General features: G+C 58.0%; 12 protein-coding genes and 1 other RNA gene. 12 read left to right on the plus strand and 1 reads right to left on the minus strand.

The window, feature by feature from the left end:
- Nucleotides 1-25: 25 nt before the first annotated feature.
- Complete coding sequence (locus tag ACF8MI_RS16215) at nt 26-793, minus strand: FCD domain-containing protein (protein WP_104833932.1); 768 nt, start codon at nt 791-793, stop codon at nt 26-28.
- 255 nt (nt 794-1048) lie between these two features.
- On the opposite strand from ACF8MI_RS16215, the gene ACF8MI_RS16220 reads away from it, so the two are divergent.
- From ACF8MI_RS16220 to ACF8MI_RS16275, 12 genes are all read left to right on the plus strand, one after another.
- Nucleotides 1049-2719, plus strand: coding sequence for a lactate permease LctP family transporter (locus ACF8MI_RS16220; RefSeq protein ID WP_104833931.1), 1671 nt, complete (start codon nt 1049-1051; stop codon nt 2717-2719).
- Between the two features lie 63 nt (nt 2720-2782).
- A complete protein-coding gene (gene lldD, locus ACF8MI_RS16225) occupies nt 2783-3928 on the plus strand; it encodes an FMN-dependent L-lactate dehydrogenase LldD (protein WP_016712100.1) in 1146 nt (381 codons plus the stop codon).
- Between the two features lie 75 nt (nt 3929-4003).
- Complete coding sequence (locus ACF8MI_RS16230) at nt 4004-6814, plus strand: FAD-binding and (Fe-S)-binding domain-containing protein (RefSeq protein ID WP_200928810.1); 2811 nt, start codon at nt 4004-4006, stop codon at nt 6812-6814.
- A 375-nt stretch (nt 6815-7189) separates the two neighbouring features.
- Nucleotides 7190-7480: a hypothetical protein gene (locus ACF8MI_RS16235; RefSeq protein ID WP_200928811.1), complete on the plus strand. Its 291-nt coding sequence runs from the start codon at nt 7190-7192 to the stop codon at nt 7478-7480.
- Between the two features lie 99 nt (nt 7481-7579).
- Nucleotides 7580-7978, plus strand: a transfer-messenger RNA (tmRNA) gene (gene ssrA, locus ACF8MI_RS16240).
- A gap of 187 nt (nt 7979-8165) precedes the next feature.
- The gene (locus tag ACF8MI_RS16245; protein ID WP_392517602.1) at nt 8166-9422 is read left to right on the plus strand and encodes an integrase domain-containing protein; all 1257 of its coding nucleotides are present in this window, start codon (nt 8166-8168) and stop codon (nt 9420-9422) included.
- A gap of 943 nt (nt 9423-10365) precedes the next feature.
- On the plus strand, nt 10366-11346 hold the full coding sequence (locus ACF8MI_RS16250) for an integrase domain-containing protein (protein WP_085721289.1): 981 nt from the start codon (nt 10366-10368) through the stop codon (nt 11344-11346).
- Nucleotides 11343-11618: a hypothetical protein gene (locus tag ACF8MI_RS16255; RefSeq protein WP_392517603.1), complete on the plus strand. Its 276-nt coding sequence runs from the start codon at nt 11343-11345 to the stop codon at nt 11616-11618. Before ACF8MI_RS16250 ends, ACF8MI_RS16255 begins: the two co-directional genes overlap by 4 nt.
- Nucleotides 11619-11858: 240 nt before the next feature.
- Entirely contained in the window at nt 11859-12434 is a 576-nt protein-coding gene (locus ACF8MI_RS16260; RefSeq protein ID WP_392517604.1) for a hypothetical protein, read from the plus strand.
- A gap of 301 nt (nt 12435-12735) precedes the next feature.
- Nucleotides 12736-13497, plus strand: a complete 762-nt coding sequence (locus ACF8MI_RS16265) for a hypothetical protein (protein ID WP_392517605.1) — start codon at nt 12736-12738, stop codon at nt 13495-13497.
- A gap of 276 nt (nt 13498-13773) precedes the next feature.
- Nucleotides 13774-15111, plus strand: a complete 1338-nt coding sequence (locus ACF8MI_RS16270) for a hypothetical protein (protein WP_392517606.1) — start codon at nt 13774-13776, stop codon at nt 15109-15111.
- Nucleotides 15112-15572: 461 nt separating this feature from the next.
- Nucleotides 15573-15988 (plus strand): hypothetical protein (locus ACF8MI_RS16275; protein ID WP_392517607.1); only part of this gene is annotated, 416 nt, incomplete at its 3' end.

The following is a 15988-nucleotide window of genomic DNA, read 5'->3' on the forward strand; positions in this document are numbered from 1 at the left end:
GAGGCCAGCACTGCCCAGACAAATCTCAGCGCCCGCTCCGCCGCTCCGCCCGCGCCACGCGCTGCGCTTCCTCATGCGCCTCTTCCAGCACCTCCTGCACATACAAAATGTGCCGGCTGGACACCTCCCGAGCATCCTCCGCCCTGCCCTCGACAATCGCCAGGTACAGCTCCCGGTGCTGACTGATCAACATGTCCCGGGTCTCAGTGCGTTGCTGGTACATGCCACCAATGTTGGTCACCACGTTGCGCTTGAGCAGGTCGAACAGCCCTCGGATGGTATGCAGCAACACCGCGTTGTGGCTGGCCTCGGCAATTGCCAGGTGGAAGCTTGCATCGGCAGCGCCCTCTTCCGCACGGGTCACTTCATCAACCCGGGCATAGCAGTCCTGCAGTGCATCGAAGGCCGCCTTCAACCGCGCCCGGTCCAGCTCGGTGGCACGCTGGGCAGCGTAATAGGCGCAGGACGCCTCCAGCGTGTGGCGGAACTCAAGCAAATCACGCTGGGCCTCGGCGCTGTGCTCTAGCAACTGCAGCAACGGGTCGCTGAAGGTGGACCCCAACGACTCGGCAACAAAATTGCCCCCGCCCTGACGGCTGACCAGCAGCCCCTTGGCCACCAGTTTCTGGATTGCCTCACGCAGTGACGGGCGGGACACGCCGAACTGTTCGGCAAGGACACGCTCGGCCGGCAGCCGCTGCCCCGAGGTCAGCGTACCTTCCAGAATCATCCCTTCCAGACGATCGACAATGTCGTCGGACAGGCGCCGTTGGCGGACCTGATCAAAAACCATCACATGCTCTCCACAAACCCCCGGCAAATTTCAGGGGGCGCCTATTCTCGCCGATCCAGTCCGCGCAAACACCCATCAAGCCGCGATTTTCCCAGCACATCAGGTGCCCGCTCATCGGCACGCGACCAAAGTTTTGCACGAGACAAATTGACACACCCACGACAGCGCTTTTAACCTAGCGTCCAGCCATTGTAAATTGGTCTTACCAATTATCCAATGCCAGTGCTGACCAACAACAATTAGGGGCCACCCCATATGCAAACCTGGCAACAACTCTATAGCCCGCTTGGTAGTCTTGGCCTGTCCGCACTGGCGGCGGTCATTCCCATCGTGTTCTTCTTCCTTGCCCTCGCCGTGTTCCGCCTTAAAGGCCACGTAGCCGGCAGCATCACCCTCGCGTTGTCGATCCTGGTGGCCATCTTCGCCTTCCAGATGCCTGTCGACATGGCTTTCGCCGCCGCGGGTTATGGTTTCCTCTATGGCCTCTGGCCAATTGCCTGGATCATCGTTGCCGCGGTGTTCCTGTACAAACTCACGGTCAAGAGCGGCCAGTTCGAAGTGATCCGCAGCTCGGTGCTGTCGATTACCGACGACCAGCGCCTGCAAGTGCTGCTGATCGGCTTCTGCTTCGGCGCCTTCCTGGAAGGTGCGGCGGGCTTTGGCGCACCGGTGGCAATCACTGCCGCGCTGCTGGTGGGCCTGGGCTTCAATCCGCTGTACGCCGCCGGCCTGTGTCTGATCGCCAACACCGCACCGGTAGCCTTTGGTGCCTTGGGTATCCCGATCATCGTGGCCGGCCAGGTCACCGGCATCGACGCCTTCCACATCGGCGCCATGACCGGCCGCCAGCTGCCGCTGCTGTCGCTGTTCGTGCCGTTCTGGCTGGTGTTCATGATGGACGGCCTGCGTGGCGTGAAAGAAACCTGGCCTGCCGCCCTGGTCGCCGGCCTGAGCTTCGCCGTCACCCAGTACTTCACATCGAACTTCATCGGCCCGGAACTGCCCGACATCACCTCGGCCCTGGCCAGCCTGATCGCCCTGACTCTGTTCCTGAAAGTCTGGCAGCCCAAGCGTTCGTTCAGCGAAGCCAAGGGCAGCGTCGGCGCAGCGGTTGTGCAGCCAAGCGGCAGCCAGCCTAGCCCGTACAGCTTTGGCGAGATCTTCAAGGCCTGGTCGCCATTCCTGATCCTCACCGTGCTGGTCACCCTCTGGACCCTGAAGCCGTTCAAGGCAGCGTTCGCCCCGGGCGGCGCGATGTACAACTTCGTGTTCAACTTCGCCATCCCGCACCTCGACCAGCTGGTGATCAAGACCGCACCGATCGTTGCCGCGCCAACCGCCATGCCAGCGGTATTCAAGCTCGACCCGATCTCCGCCACCGGCACCGCGATCTTCCTCTCGGCGCTGATTTCCATGGCGGTGCTGAAGATCAACTTCAAAACTGGTCTGACCACTTTCAAAGAGACCTTCTGGGAGCTGCGCTGGCCTATCCTGTCGATCGGCATGGTGCTGGCCTTCGCCTTCGTCACCAACTACTCGGGCATGTCTTCGACCATGGCCTTGGTACTGGCCGGCACCGGCGCCGCGTTCCCGTTCTTCTCGCCGTTCCTCGGCTGGCTGGGCGTGTTCCTGACCGGTTCCGACACGTCGTCCAACGCCCTGTTCAGCTCGCTGCAGGCCACCACCGCGCACCAGATCGGGGTCAACGACACCCTGCTGGTAGCCGCCAACACCAGCGGCGGCGTGACCGGCAAGATGATCTCGCCCCAATCGATCGCCGTGGCCTGCGCCGCCACCGGCCTGGTGGGCAAGGAGTCCGACCTGTTCCGCTTCACCGTCAAGCACAGCCTGTTCTTCGCCACCATCGTCGGCCTGATCACCCTGATCCAGGCTTACTGGCTGACCGGCATGCTGGTTCATCACTAAAGTGAAAGGGGCCGGGCGCCATCGCGCGCCCGGCACTCCCCACAAGCAACGCTGCGAGAATCCATGATCATTTCTGCCTCTACCGACTATCGCGCCGCGGCCCAACGCAAGCTGCCTCCTTTCCTGTTCCACTATGCCGACGGCGGCGCCTACGCCGAGCACACCCTGCGCCACAACGTGTCGGACCTGGCCAGCATTGCCCTGCGCCAGCGCGTGCTGAATAACATGTCCGAGCTCAGCCTTGAGACCAAGCTGTTCGACGAAACGCTGAGCATGCCCGTGGCCCTGGCCCCGGTCGGCCTCACTGGCATGTACGCCCGCCGTGGCGAGGTGCAGGCAGCCCGTGCGGCTGCGGCCCACGGCATCCCGTTTACCATGTCTACGGTGTCGGTGTGCCCGATCGAAGAAGTGGCCCCGGCCATCGACCGGCCGATGTGGTTCCAGCTGTACGTGCTGAAAGACCGCGGCTTCATGCGCAACGCGCTGGAGCGAGCCAAGGCCGCCGGGGTCAAGACCTTGGTGTTCACCGTCGACATGCCCGTACCCGGCGCCCGCTACCGCGACGCCCATTCCGGCATGAGCGGCAAGAACGGCCCGCTGCGCCGCGTGCTGCAGGCCATGACCCACCCTGAGTGGGCGTGGGACGTGGGCGTGATGGGCCGCCCGCATGACCTGGGCAACATCTCCAAGTACCGTGGCAACCCCACCGGCCTTGCCGACTACATCGGCTGGCTGGGCAACAACTTCGACCCGTCCATCTCCTGGAAAGACCTGGAGTGGATCCGCGAGTACTGGGACGGCCCGATGATCATCAAAGGCATCCTCGACGCCGATGACGCCCGCGATGCGGTCAAGTTCGGCGCCGACGGTATCGTGGTGTCCAACCACGGCGGCCGCCAGCTCGATGGCGTGCTGTCCAGTGCCCGCGCCCTGCCGGCGATTGCCGACGCGGTCAAAGGCGACCTGAAGATTCTCGCTGACTCCGGCATCCGCAGCGGCCTCGACGTGGTGCGCATGATCGCCCTGGGCGCCGACACCGTGCTGATCGGCCGCGCCTTCCTCTACGCCTTGGCCGTGCATGGCCAGGCCGGCGTGAAAAACCTGCTGGAGCTGTTCGAGAAAGAAATGCGCGTGGCCATGGTGCTGACCGGCGCCAAGTCGATCAGCGAGATCACCCGCGACTCGCTGGTACGCGAACTGGGCGCCTGACCGCCTGCAAGAACGACCGCCTGATTGACCCGGGGCATGTGGCGCACAGACGCCACGGCCCCGCGAGGAGACTGCATGAGCCTGCCCGCCGCGTTCCTGCGTGATGCCGAGCGCCTGATACCCGCCGAACGCCGCTTCGACGACCCCACTTCCACCCTGGCCTTTGGCACCGACGCCAGCTTCTACCGGCTGATCCCCAAGCTGGTGGTGCGTGTCGAGTCCGAAGACGAAGTGGTCGGCCTGATCAAACTGGCCCAGCGCGAGCGGGTGCCGGTCACCTTCCGCGCCGCCGGCACCAGCCTGTCTGGCCAGGCCATCACCGACTCGGTGCTGATCGTGCTTGGCGATAGCTGGGGGGGTAAAGAAATTCGCGGCCAGGGCGAGCAGATCCGCCTGCAACCCGGCGTCATCGGCGCCCAGGCCAACGCCTGGCTGGCCCCCTTCGGGCGCAAGATCGGCCCGGACCCTGCCTCGATCAACGCCTGCAAGATCGGCGGCATCGTCGCCAACAACGCCAGCGGCATGTGCTGCGGCACCGCGCAAAACACCTACCACACCCTGGCCGGCCTGCGCCTGGTGCTGGCCGACGGCACCCGCCTGGACAGCGAAGACCCGGCCAGCGTAGCCGCCTTTGAACGCAGCCATGCCGACCTACTGGAGGCGCTGGCCCGCCTGGGCCGCGAAACCCGCGCCAACACGGCACTGGCTGACCGCATTCGGCACAAATACCGGCTGAAGAACACCACCGGCCTGTCGCTGAACGCACTGGTGGACTTCGACCAGCCGCTGGACATCCTGCAACATCTGTTGGTGGGTTCCGAAGGCACGCTGGGCTTTATCAGCGCCGTCACCTACGACACCGTGCCCGACCACCCGCACAAGGCCAGTGCCCTGCTGGTGTTCCCCAGTGTCGAAAGCTGCTGCCGCGCGGTCACCGTGCTCAAGCGCCAGCCGGTTTCGGCCGTGGAGCTGCTCGACCGCCGCAGCCTGCGCTCGGTGCAGAACATGCCCGGCATGCCACTGTGGGTAAAAGGCCTGTCGGACAACGCCTGCGCCCTGCTGATCGAGTCCCGCGCCGCCAGCCAGAGCCTGCTGCACGAGCAACTGCAACAGGTGATGGCCTCCATCGCCGATTTCCCGATGGAACAACAGGTGGACTTCAGCGAAGACCCGGCCGTGTACAACCAGCTGTGGAAAATCCGAAAGGACACCTTCCCCGCTGTCGGCGCCGTGCGCCAGACCGGCACCACGGTCATCATCGAAGACGTGACCTTCCCCATCGAGCAGCTGGCCGAAGGCGTCAACCGCCTGATCCAGCTGTTCGACAAGCACCGCTATGACGAGGCGATCATTTTCGGCCACGCGCTGGAAGGCAACCTGCACTTCGTCTTCACCCAGGGCTTCAACAGCGCCGAAGAAATCGCCCGTTACCAGGCGTTCATGGACGACGTGGCGCAACTGGTGGCCGTGGAGTTCGGCGGCTCGCTGAAGGCCGAACACGGCACAGGGCGCAACATGGCGCCGTTCGTGGAGCTGGAATGGGGCCATGACGCCTACCAGCTGATGTGGACGCTCAAGCGCCTGCTCGACCCCAACGGCATCCTCAACCCCGACGTGGTGCTGAGCGAAGACCCCGATATCCACCTGAAGAACCTCAAACCGCTGCCCGCCGCCGACGAAATCGTCGACAAGTGCATCGAGTGCGGCTTCTGCGAACCGGTGTGCCCGTCCAAGGGACTGACCCTCAGCCCGCGCCAGCGCATCGTAATGTGGCGTGACATCAAGGCCAAGCAGCGCGCCGGCATCGACACCCGCGAACTGATGCAAACCTACCAGTACCAAGGCATCGACACCTGCGCCGCCACCGGCCTGTGCGCCCAGCGCTGCCCGGTGGGCATCAACACCGGCGAACTGGTGAAAAAACTGCGCAGCCAAGCTGCCGACCACGGCAAGACCGCCGACTGGCTGGCCGAGCACTTCCACACCGCACTGGGCGGCGCCCGCCTGACCCTGACCGCCGCCAACACCGCACGCAAGCTACTCGGCGCCCCCCGCCTGGGCCGCCTGACCGCCTCGCTAAGTAAAGCCAGCAAAGGCCGCCTGCCCCAGTGGACGCCCGCGATGCCACAGCCGCTGCGCCCGCTGGACTTCGGCCCGGCCAGCAACGACGCCCGTCCCCGCGTGGTGTACCTGGCCGCCTGTGTTTCACGGGTGATGGGCCCGGCCTATGCCGACCGCGAGCAAAGTTCACTGCTAGACAAAACCCGCGCCCTGCTGGAAAAGGCCGGCTACCAGGTGGTGTTCCCCGACAACGCCGACAGCCTGTGCTGCGGCCAGCCGTTCGCCTCCAAGGGCTACCCCGAACAGGCCGAGCACAAGCGCCAAGAGCTGATCAACGCCCTGCTGCACGCCAGCCGCGGCGGGCTTGACCCGATCTACTGCGACACCAGCCCCTGCACCCTGCGCCTGGTGCAAGACCTGGGCGAAACACGGCTGGACCTGTACGACCCCGTGCGCTTCATCCGCACCCACCTGCTCGACCGCCTGGAGTTCACCCCCCAGGACGAGCCAGTGGCTGTACACGTGACGTGCAGCACGCAGCACCTGGGCGAAAGCCAGGCTTTGATCGACCTGGCGCGGCGCTGCAGCAAACAGGTGGTGATCCCGGAAGGCATTCACTGCTGCGGCTTTGCCGGCGACAAAGGCTTCACCACCCCCGAACTCAATGCCCACTCCCTGCGCAGCCTGAAGGATGCGGTGCAGTATTGCAGCGAAGGCATCTCCACCAGCCGCACTTGCGAGATCGGCCTGTCGAGCCACAGCGGCATCGACTACCACGGCCTTGTCTACCTGGTAGACCGCGTCACCCGGCCGCGCAGCATTTAGGCAGGAGGGGTTCGCCGTTAGGTTGGCGGCGCCTGTTAGACCGAGCGCCGCCCGCGCGGCGCATCGCGAGCTCCTACGTTTGTTTCGGGCCAGCAACGCCTGTGACAGGCGCGCGCGACCGCCTTGTTTGTACGACACGATATCGAGCCAAGCGCCAAGGCGTTCGGGCGCAAATGGCACAGGAATTATTGGCCCGAAACAAACGTAGGAGCGAGCACAGCTCGCGATGCGCCGCGCGGGCGGCGCTTGATCGACCAGGCGCTAAAAAACCAAAGACAAACACCCAAAGCCCACCACCATCCCGATTGAACCCTCGCCAATCCCCCACAGTCCACCTTACAGGCCCACCTTCCAGAGGCCCCAGAGGAGACACCCATGAAAGGTACCGCGCTTTCGGCCCTGTTCGCGGCCGCCACCCTGCTGGCTTCGCCAGTGTTTGCCGCCGATGACCTCTGCACCGCCAACCTGCAAAAGATCGACGACAGCATGGCCACCGCCGGCGCCACCTCCGAAGGCCTGGACAAGGCCATCACCGAGCACGTCGACAAAGCCAAGGCCGCCCAGGCCTCTGGCGAAACCAAGGAATGCATCGCCATCACCAGCAAAGTGCTGGAGCGCCTGGAGAAAACCGAGAAAGGCGGCGGCACTGGCAGCGGTGGTGCGTAACCCTGAAAGCGGGCGACCAGACCGGCTGTCGACGTCGCCCGCGTAATGGCGTATACTCCGCCTCACGTGCCGTAAGGTGCGTTAGCCAAGCGCTAGTGTGGGGCCGATTAGGATTCGACGCCGGTAGCGAAACTCTAGGTGCATGCCGAGTTGGTAACAGAACTCGTAAATCCACTGTTGCAACTTTTATAGTTGCCAATGACAAAGACTACGGCGCGGAGTACAAGCTGGCTGCGTAAGCGGCCCTCTTGACCCGTTGCTTCTGGTAGCTTCGGCTCCAGCAATCACTAGGGGATGCCTGTAAACCCGAACTGATTGTCATACAGAACAGGATCGTCGCGTAGCACGTTGTGGGCGAAGTGACTAAAACTTACACAACTCATCCAAAGCACCCTGCCCGTCGGGCGGCTGCGGATTAAATCAGTAGACACGGCTAAGCATGTAGTACCGACAGCGGAGTACTGGCGGACGGGGGTTCAAATCCCCCCGGCTCCACCAAATGATCAAACAAAGACGTCCACGGACGTCTTTTTTTGTGCCTGCAAACCAGTAAATACGCGGCTTCCAGCGCTTTTGCGGTCTTTTGAGAGTTTTTGAGTTCCAGCCGTTCGGGTATTCCAGACGGTATTCCAGCTCACCCGGTGCTAATCTTTGGAATACCGAATCAGTGCCTGAGGACAATCTCATGCCTGCTCAAAACCTCCGCCTCTCCGATCGACAGCTCAAGGGAGTCAAACCGGCGTCCAAGGATTATGTCCTTACTGACGGTGATGGTTTGCAGCTCCGCGTACGCAGCAACGGCTCGTTGCTGTGGAATTTCAACTACCGCGAACCGGTAACCAAGAAGCGCATCAACATCGGCTTCGGGACCTACCCCGAACTGTCACTAGCGAACGCACGAAAGAAGGCAGTCGAAGCACGCGAGCTGCTCGCCCAAGGCATCGATCCGAAGGTGCAGCGCAATACGTTGAATGAAGCCAAGCGCGCAGAAACGGAACACACCTTCGAGAACGTGGCCACCGCCTGGTTCGAGCTCAAGAAAGACTCGGTCACCCCAGCCTACGCCGAGGACATTTGGCGGTCGCTCACATTGCACGTATTCCCCGATTTGAAGACGACACCACTTGCGAAGATCACCGCGCCGATGGTGATCGCATTGCTTCGCCCAATCGAAGCAAAAGGCAGCCTAGAGACGGTCAAGCGTCTCAGCCAGCGGCTAAACGAGATCATGACCTACGGCGTAAACTCCGGCCTGATCTTCGCCAACCCGCTCACCGGCATCAGGGCAGTATTCAAGAAGCCCAAGAAAGAAAACATGGCTGCGCTTCCGCCCGAAGAACTCCCCGAGCTCATGCTGGAGATCGCGAACGCCAGCATCAAACGCACCACCCGCTGCCTGATCGAATGGCAGTTGCACACAATGACTCGCCCTGCCGAGGCGGCGACCACTCGCTGGGCAGACATCGACTTTGAAAGGCGTGTCTGGACCATCCCAGCAGAGCGGATGAAGAAGCGCCGCCCTCACAGCATCCCGTTGAGTGATCATGCTGTCGCACTATTGGAGTCACTGAAGACTCACAGCGGCCATCGCGAGTACGTCTTCCCGGCAGACAGAAATCCGCGCACGCACGCCAATAGCCAGACCGCCAACATGGCATTGAAACGCATGGGCTTTCAGGATCGGTTGGTTAGCCACGGCATGCGCTCGATGGCCAGCACCATCTTGAATGAACATGGGTGGGACCCCGAACTCATTGAGGTCGCACTGGCGCATGTCGACAAGGATGAGGTGCGTAGCGCCTACAACCGAGCCGACTACATTGAACGCAGACGACCGATGATGGCCTGGTGGAGTGAGTACATCCAGAAAGCCGCCACCGGCAGCCTGCTTGCCTCAGCATACGGTCAAGTCAGAGATAAGAACGTGGTACCGATCCGCTAACTCTGTACGGCGCAAGAATTGCGGAAACAACTGAACGTCCAAGATTCGGGGCAAGCAGCCTCGCTTATCTGCTTCTCAGCGCGGGTCCATCCAAACAGGGCTGCAAAGCCGCCCTGTTTGGATGGACCTCATTTTGAAGAGCTAAAAGCCACGACGTTGTCCGGGATTTACCAAGTAATTCCACCGATGGATAACCGCTTTTCACGTCCTCAAGGGCGCTTAATTTCGGCCCTTGACCGGGTTTATCCACAGGCGTAGAACTGGCCGTGCAAAGGCTGTCGATGACAGCACCCCAGGTGACCCGAGCCTTAAAGGTCACGCCGCTCTGGCGGTGGTTCAGCCCAAGGGCGATTAGCATCCGGCAGCTCGCCCGGTCACTACCCATGTGATGGATGCTCTTATACCTATAGCGCTCGTGCGCCAGACACACCGTACCTCGCTGCCCTGCAGCAACCTATCCGCTTGGCCGAATATTGCGCCAACCTGCGCCCGTCTCTTTCTTCTGGAAAGAGACGGGCACTTCTACCACTGCTGCAGCCCTCATTGCACAAGGCTTTGCGGCATTCCCCCTCGTGACAATCGGCGTGACAAACGCCGATGTCACCAGCAACAGCGCTGTAGATGATGGTGCCGCAGACCAGGGAATGGACTGCACCTGACTGACAGTCAGGCATGCCCCGGTCATCGCATTGCTGCTTGCACATAGCTCAGGATCTTCAGGCACTGGTCTCGTCAGCCAGTACTGCCTCCACCCGCCCACCGGTAACGGTGCTCAGGAGGCCAGATCATGAGATGCCCTTGCTCCCGGATGTAAGGAGCCGCCAGTCCCGCGTAGTGGACATTCCCCACAGGTCGCAGGGGCCTTGATCCCTGATAACACTCAACATTCTTGGCGGGATGACGTGGGGCGAGGATCGGAGACCAGGCGATGAGGTGATTCGACATGGCATTGGTGGGTAGACGCGATGGCCGTAATTTCGGCTACGGCAGGCAACTGAGCTACGCAGGGCCGCAGGCGTTGAAAGACATGTTCGGCGGCGGCCACTACGGCACGGTGAAGGCACACTGTGATCGGTGGCAGGCATTCGTCAGATGGTGCCGCTCCGAACAAGGGCCCGGTATCAATGATGCGCGGCAGATTGATCGGAAGGTATTGGCGGACTATGCGGCGTACCTGCGCGACGTGGTAAGGCGCGGTGACCTTGCTGTCAGCACCGCACAAAACCGCCTATCCAGCGTTAACAGGACAATGGCGGCGCTGCGCGGTGATCAGAGTGTGAAATTGCCCAGTCCGAGCAAGGCGTTGGGAATGCAGCGCACCGGAGTTCGCCAATCGGCTCCGCAAGGCCAAGACCGCGAACAGGTTAAGCAGATCGTCGATGCGCTTTGTCGCGATCATCAGCAACGGGCCGCAGCGATTGTTCTGTTGGCGCGAGCCACCGGCATGCGCTTGCGTGAGGCCATCTTGGCTGACCTGCCACGGTTGAGCCGTGAGGCTCAAGACTTAGGCCGGATCAACATTCAGGACGGCACCAAAGGCGGCCGCGCCGGAGCCTTGGCGCCACGCTGGATTGCGGTGAACGAACATGTTCGAGCTGCACTTGGGTTTGCACGGCAGGTGTCACCTGCGGGTAGCCGCAACCTGATTGCACCAGATGAAAGCTACCTGACTTTAATGCAGGAAATCATCCGCCCTGCGCGGGACATCCTGCATGACCACAACCTCAAAGGCTTCCATGAGCTACGAGCAGCGTACGCATGTGAGCGCTATGAGCAAATCACCCAGCACCACGCACCTATCAACGGCGGGCAATGCTACCAGTTAGTAAAAAACCTTGATCGTAAGGCCAGAAGGCAAATCAGCTATGAGCTGGGGCACGGTCGAATCGATGTGGTCGCGGCCTACATTGGAGGAAGCATGTGAGTAAGCCATTCGATATGGAACTGTTCTTGGCTGCGGTGCTGGCGGGATCGTACGCAACGCGGCAGCGCCATATACGCCAGGCGAAAATCATTCAGGCTGAAATAGCAGAGCGCTGGCAGCAACAGACGCCTTGGGCTTGGAAGAAAAAACACTTAGATTGGTTTCTTGAGCATAGGCTGAGTCAACGCAGCGGTTCTACACGGTATTACTATTTGCTCACCGTGCGACTGATCGCTCGTCGTTTACTAAAAACATGGAATTTCTATGAGTGAGACCAGCTTGTATTGATCCATACCTGCCGTTGGCGTCAGCATAGATCTTCTGGTGAGCGGGCGTGGGCAGTCAAGAGCTGGCCCTTTCCACACTTCCCTACACGTCAGCTAGACAGCTCCTAGGCCGATTGGTAACGTCTAGCAATGACGTCACTTTGGCTGGTGTAACAAGTAGTTAAAATCGTTCGATTCGCTCGCTAGGACGGGCTAAAGCCAGACAATTAACCAAGAGTTAAGAACATGATGGAAACTACTCCTGAACGATGGGAACTCTTTCTTGACCCAGATTTGGTCAAACCTTCTCTTTTTCTAGCGACGATGTTCATCACAGCTTTTGAGATACTTAAAAACTCGACGATTGACCGTCTTCGCAATTTCTATACAAATGGGTGGGACGAAACCGGCCCGATCATTAGCGTGGAGTACCAAAATAGAGTTTTGTCTCGTAACAAGAGCGCGCTTTATGCATCTCTTGATTGGTTGCAAGAAAGTGGAGCACTAGACAGCAAAGATCTTGAGCAGTACGAAAAACTCAAAAAAACTAGAAACTTGTTAGCACATCAACTGTTCGAGGTGGTCACAGGTCAGGTCGAGTCTAATCATGAAGCTCATTTCGAAGAGTTGTTAGAGCTGCTGCGAAAAATAGAAATATGGTGGGTTGTTAACTTTGAAATTGCCACCAACCCAGATTTTGACGAACAGCATATTGATGAAGCAAGCATAGTTCCCGGCCCGATCTTGTCAATGCAAATGCTTATTGAGGTGGCATCTGGTAATACTGAGCTTCTTGAGCACTGGCGCAAAGCACAAAAGTAGCGCAGAGCAGGCTCCAACAATTAATACGTGGACCCCATCCACAAGTAGCGGGCGAAGATTTCATTTACCACTACCGTATTTTTCTCTCTCTCGATGACCGCTATTGGCTTATAGCATTTAGCGGCGACCGGCAGCTCCCGATCCTTAGACGCCGTTGGTGATGTACAGAAATCGATCAGAACCAGTCCCGTGGAAATATGGCATGCCTCACGAAAGCAATATTAGTCGGTCAACGTTGACGATGGACATGCTGCTACCGCCTTAGACTCCTCGCCCTCATCCGCGCGGAGTCGCCATCACAGTGGATGGCAATGATCGTTTTTTGCTCATGCAAGACGAAAAAATTCTTGCCCGGCAATCAGCCTCTAGGCTATTTTTGCCTAAATTTCGAAAGTACTCCCCCATGCTAAAAGCACTTATTGTTCTAATCGGCGTAATGTGTATCGCAGTTTTGATAACGTGGCTCGGTAAGCCAGCGTGGCGCCCCGCAATTGAAAGCGCATCTTCTGTTTTCTCTCTGGTCGCAAGCGTTGCAGCGCTCACTGTATTCGCTCAGTTTTACGTAACTTTCACTCAGTCTAATGAGGCTGCAGCCGAAAAAGATCGATTAGCTAGAGCACTACTTGTATCTAGAATTACCGCACTTTCAGCCGAAATCACATCAAACATTCAGATCTGCAACCTAATGCAAGAAGAGAAGTATCTTTATCAGTCCGGCACGACGGTTCCCGGCATTAAATTTCAAGTATTCGTAGCATCTGATCTGGTTAGCTCTGGCGAAATCACACACCATCAACTACGCGCCGAATTAATGTCGCTAATCATGCAAATGGAAGCGCTTAACTCAATAATTGATCGGAGTGCGTACCAAATGAGTTTTAGCGGAGCGTTTGGTAAAGAAGGGAGCGAGGCCATGAAAATGTCTATGGTGGCATCAATGCAGTTGTTGCTATCTAAGACGCCTCCGCTGAAGGTCCAACTTGCCGCGACTCAGCCACTAATCGAAGAATTGCTTCAAGATCCAAACAAGTATGCAGATGAGAGTACCTGCGAGGTAGGTTAGTACCAGACGGACTAATTCGTTGAACCAGGATTCATGATATGGCTCACCAACCTGGCTGACTACAAGGACGCCTACCGTTGTCGCTTTCAGACACTAAAAGTTTGCGTTAGGGCCGCACGAAACTGAAGGCTAATGCACGAACGGATACTTCTGGTCGATTGCAGGCCTTCGTAAAGGTTCGTATAGCCCAAACGTTTGAGTACTTCTTATCAAGGGCTGCCCTTATTTACGCCTAGCAAAAGAAATGAAAGGGGTACAATCCAAGGACCAACATTTATGTCAATCTCCATCGCTAGCTTCTTCCACCCGTATGCAAAGTTTCTCCATGGCGCAGCCTACAATCTGCACCAAGTTTTGGAAGGCCTGGACGTTGTGTCATCAAGCTTCACCGAGCGTGACGCCGCTGGGAAAATCATTGCCGGCTATTGGTCGCCCGATCAAGCGATGGTGATTACGCTAGGCTATTTGGTAATGCTGTCGCTGTTGGTGATTCCAATGCTTGCAGCGGCAGCCTATACGGTAGGTAAGAAGCAGGGCCTACTCACATTTTTGACGCTATTACTCTTGCCAGGTGTGTTGAACTGCGCGGGCCTATTTCCGACGATTAATTACCTTCCTACTCGTTACACTATCCATGGTGTGGGAAACCTAGGAAGTGAGATTGGGCTGATTCCCCTATTGATGCTGTGCGCCATCATTGGGTGGGGCATCATGGTTCTCGCGTATGACAACCTCAACCTTACCGATCGGTTCCGTCAGGTCTACGATCATTTCTGGTTCCCGATGGCATTGGTCGCCGCAGTGTTCTTCGTATCAGACAACGGCGCAAGTGAGGACAATGCTATGCTGAAAGGGACGACGGCAGGCATCCAGGAAGCAAGCGGCTATTTGCTAAGCCAAATTAGGCGCTACGACGACTACTGCAAGGCCAATGGACTAAGTGATTTGAAGTCGTGCCAGTGGAGTCGCTATTCGCAGTGGACTTTCACAAAAATCAAAGAAGGTGAAGCTAACTACTTCATAACATTCGCGCCAGATGACTCTAAAGGATTTTACTCAGCGAGTCGTTGGACGTTAAGCGATGACGATGTCATTTCGATTCGAAAAGAGATTGCCGAATACAATCAAAAACTATGCCCAGTAAAGAACCTATCCCGAGACATTTCACAGTCATCGCCGATCTCGAGTACCTGCGAGTATGTCCCTCACCATTTTTGTTCTGTCAAACCTGATGGCCCCCAAGGTCTTGTGAGCGACGGTATAGGCAGCCACACTGTAGCGTTGGCCAGCGAATGCATTATTCCTCGGCTCGCCGCTGCTAAGCCCTATTTGAAGCAGTTGTCGGCGCTGGTTGGCCAGCATGATCAAGCCAAGAATCATCGCTGGCTATATTTCCTCGCTGTCGCCGCTGCGGTTGGTGCAAAAGTGGCCTTGGCCACCACCAAGCTATGCCTGATTGATGCGCGACCCGTAGCTGACAGGCGTCGCGTCTTTCGCGCGGCTCGACTCCGCATAAGCCAGGGCGTGCATTTACTGAAACGCCTACTGGTCGGTTCAGGCCGATGGGTAAGTTACGTTGCAATGCGTACATCCAACCTCTTCAAGCGGGGATAGCAAGAGGAGCTCTGGACCATGCTGCAAGTGACAATCATTGGCTGTTAGCTCTGATCTGCGAAGGGCAACTATGGGTCGATAGCTGCCACTCATGGCGAGCAGCTAACGGCCAACAGGAGCCCTTCGTCAAAGTCAGTTCATGGCCTTTTTTGCTTTTCCTAAACGACGGGTATGGGTTAAGGCCATCTCATGATGGACGAATCGGCTGTGGGCGTCCGAGTAGCGGGTGCCTCCGGCCCAGGAACTCAATCTTGTGTCTACGAGAATCAAGGTGTGCTTGCTGCTAGCGCTCGTAATGCGAGATCGAGTGTCAGGTTCGTATGCCATATTCGGATGAGGCCCAACCACCGCTGTATAGCCATCATCGAGCCATCATGTCATCATGCTGCTCATACGGCTATTGAATCGTGCCCCCTACATTATCGCCAGCTGTAAATACATTTAAATTAAAAGGATTTAAAATGCTTCAAAATTTGAAAATCGCTCTCCTTACGAAAGAACAAAACGTATGGTTCATACGCGCAGAAAAAGGAAAATATGCTAAACACTTTCGAGCCGGGGGTGTGATAGCAATCGAGCATTTGGAGAGGGCGTATAGTGGAAATATTCCCAGCGCGCTACCTACCGAAGAGTTTCTTAAGTTACAACTATTAGCAAATGAAAAATATAGCGAATTTCGCGACAGCACAGACGGAAAAGAGAGTCGCAAGCTTAATAGAGCTGGATTCAATATTTTAAGTCAGATTAGACGGTTTTCAAATGAAATCAAGTGTGGAGACCTTATAGTTACGCGAAACGAAAAGGATGACGGCTATAGTTTCGGAATCTGCAGTGATACTATTCCTTATATCGACCACACCCCTATACGCATACCAAC

Source organism: Pseudomonas sp. yb_9 (assembly GCF_043103635.1).
Lineage (GTDB): Bacteria > Pseudomonadota > Gammaproteobacteria > Pseudomonadales > Pseudomonadaceae > Aquipseudomonas > Aquipseudomonas monteilii.

Coding starts and splice junctions, on each gene's coding strand:
- lldD (WP_016712100.1), top strand. CDS start 2,783: ATGATCATTTCTGCCTCTACCGACTATCGCGCCGCGGCCCAACGCAAG.
- ACF8MI_RS16250 (WP_085721289.1), top strand. CDS start 10,366: ATGGCATTGGTGGGTAGACGCGATGGCCGTAATTTCGGCTACGGCAGG.
- ACF8MI_RS16220 (WP_104833931.1), top strand. CDS start 1,049: ATGCAAACCTGGCAACAACTCTATAGCCCGCTTGGTAGTCTTGGCCTG.
- ACF8MI_RS16230 (WP_200928810.1), top strand. CDS start 4,004: ATGAGCCTGCCCGCCGCGTTCCTGCGTGATGCCGAGCGCCTGATACCC.
- ACF8MI_RS16215 (WP_104833932.1), bottom strand. CDS start 793: ATGGTTTTTGATCAGGTCCGCCAACGGCGCCTGTCCGACGACATTGTC.
- ACF8MI_RS16245 (WP_392517602.1), top strand. CDS start 8,166: ATGCCTGCTCAAAACCTCCGCCTCTCCGATCGACAGCTCAAGGGAGTC.
- ACF8MI_RS16235 (WP_200928811.1), top strand. CDS start 7,190: ATGAAAGGTACCGCGCTTTCGGCCCTGTTCGCGGCCGCCACCCTGCTG.
- ACF8MI_RS16260 (WP_392517604.1), top strand. CDS start 11,859: ATGATGGAAACTACTCCTGAACGATGGGAACTCTTTCTTGACCCAGAT.
- ACF8MI_RS16270 (WP_392517606.1), top strand. CDS start 13,774: ATGTCAATCTCCATCGCTAGCTTCTTCCACCCGTATGCAAAGTTTCTC.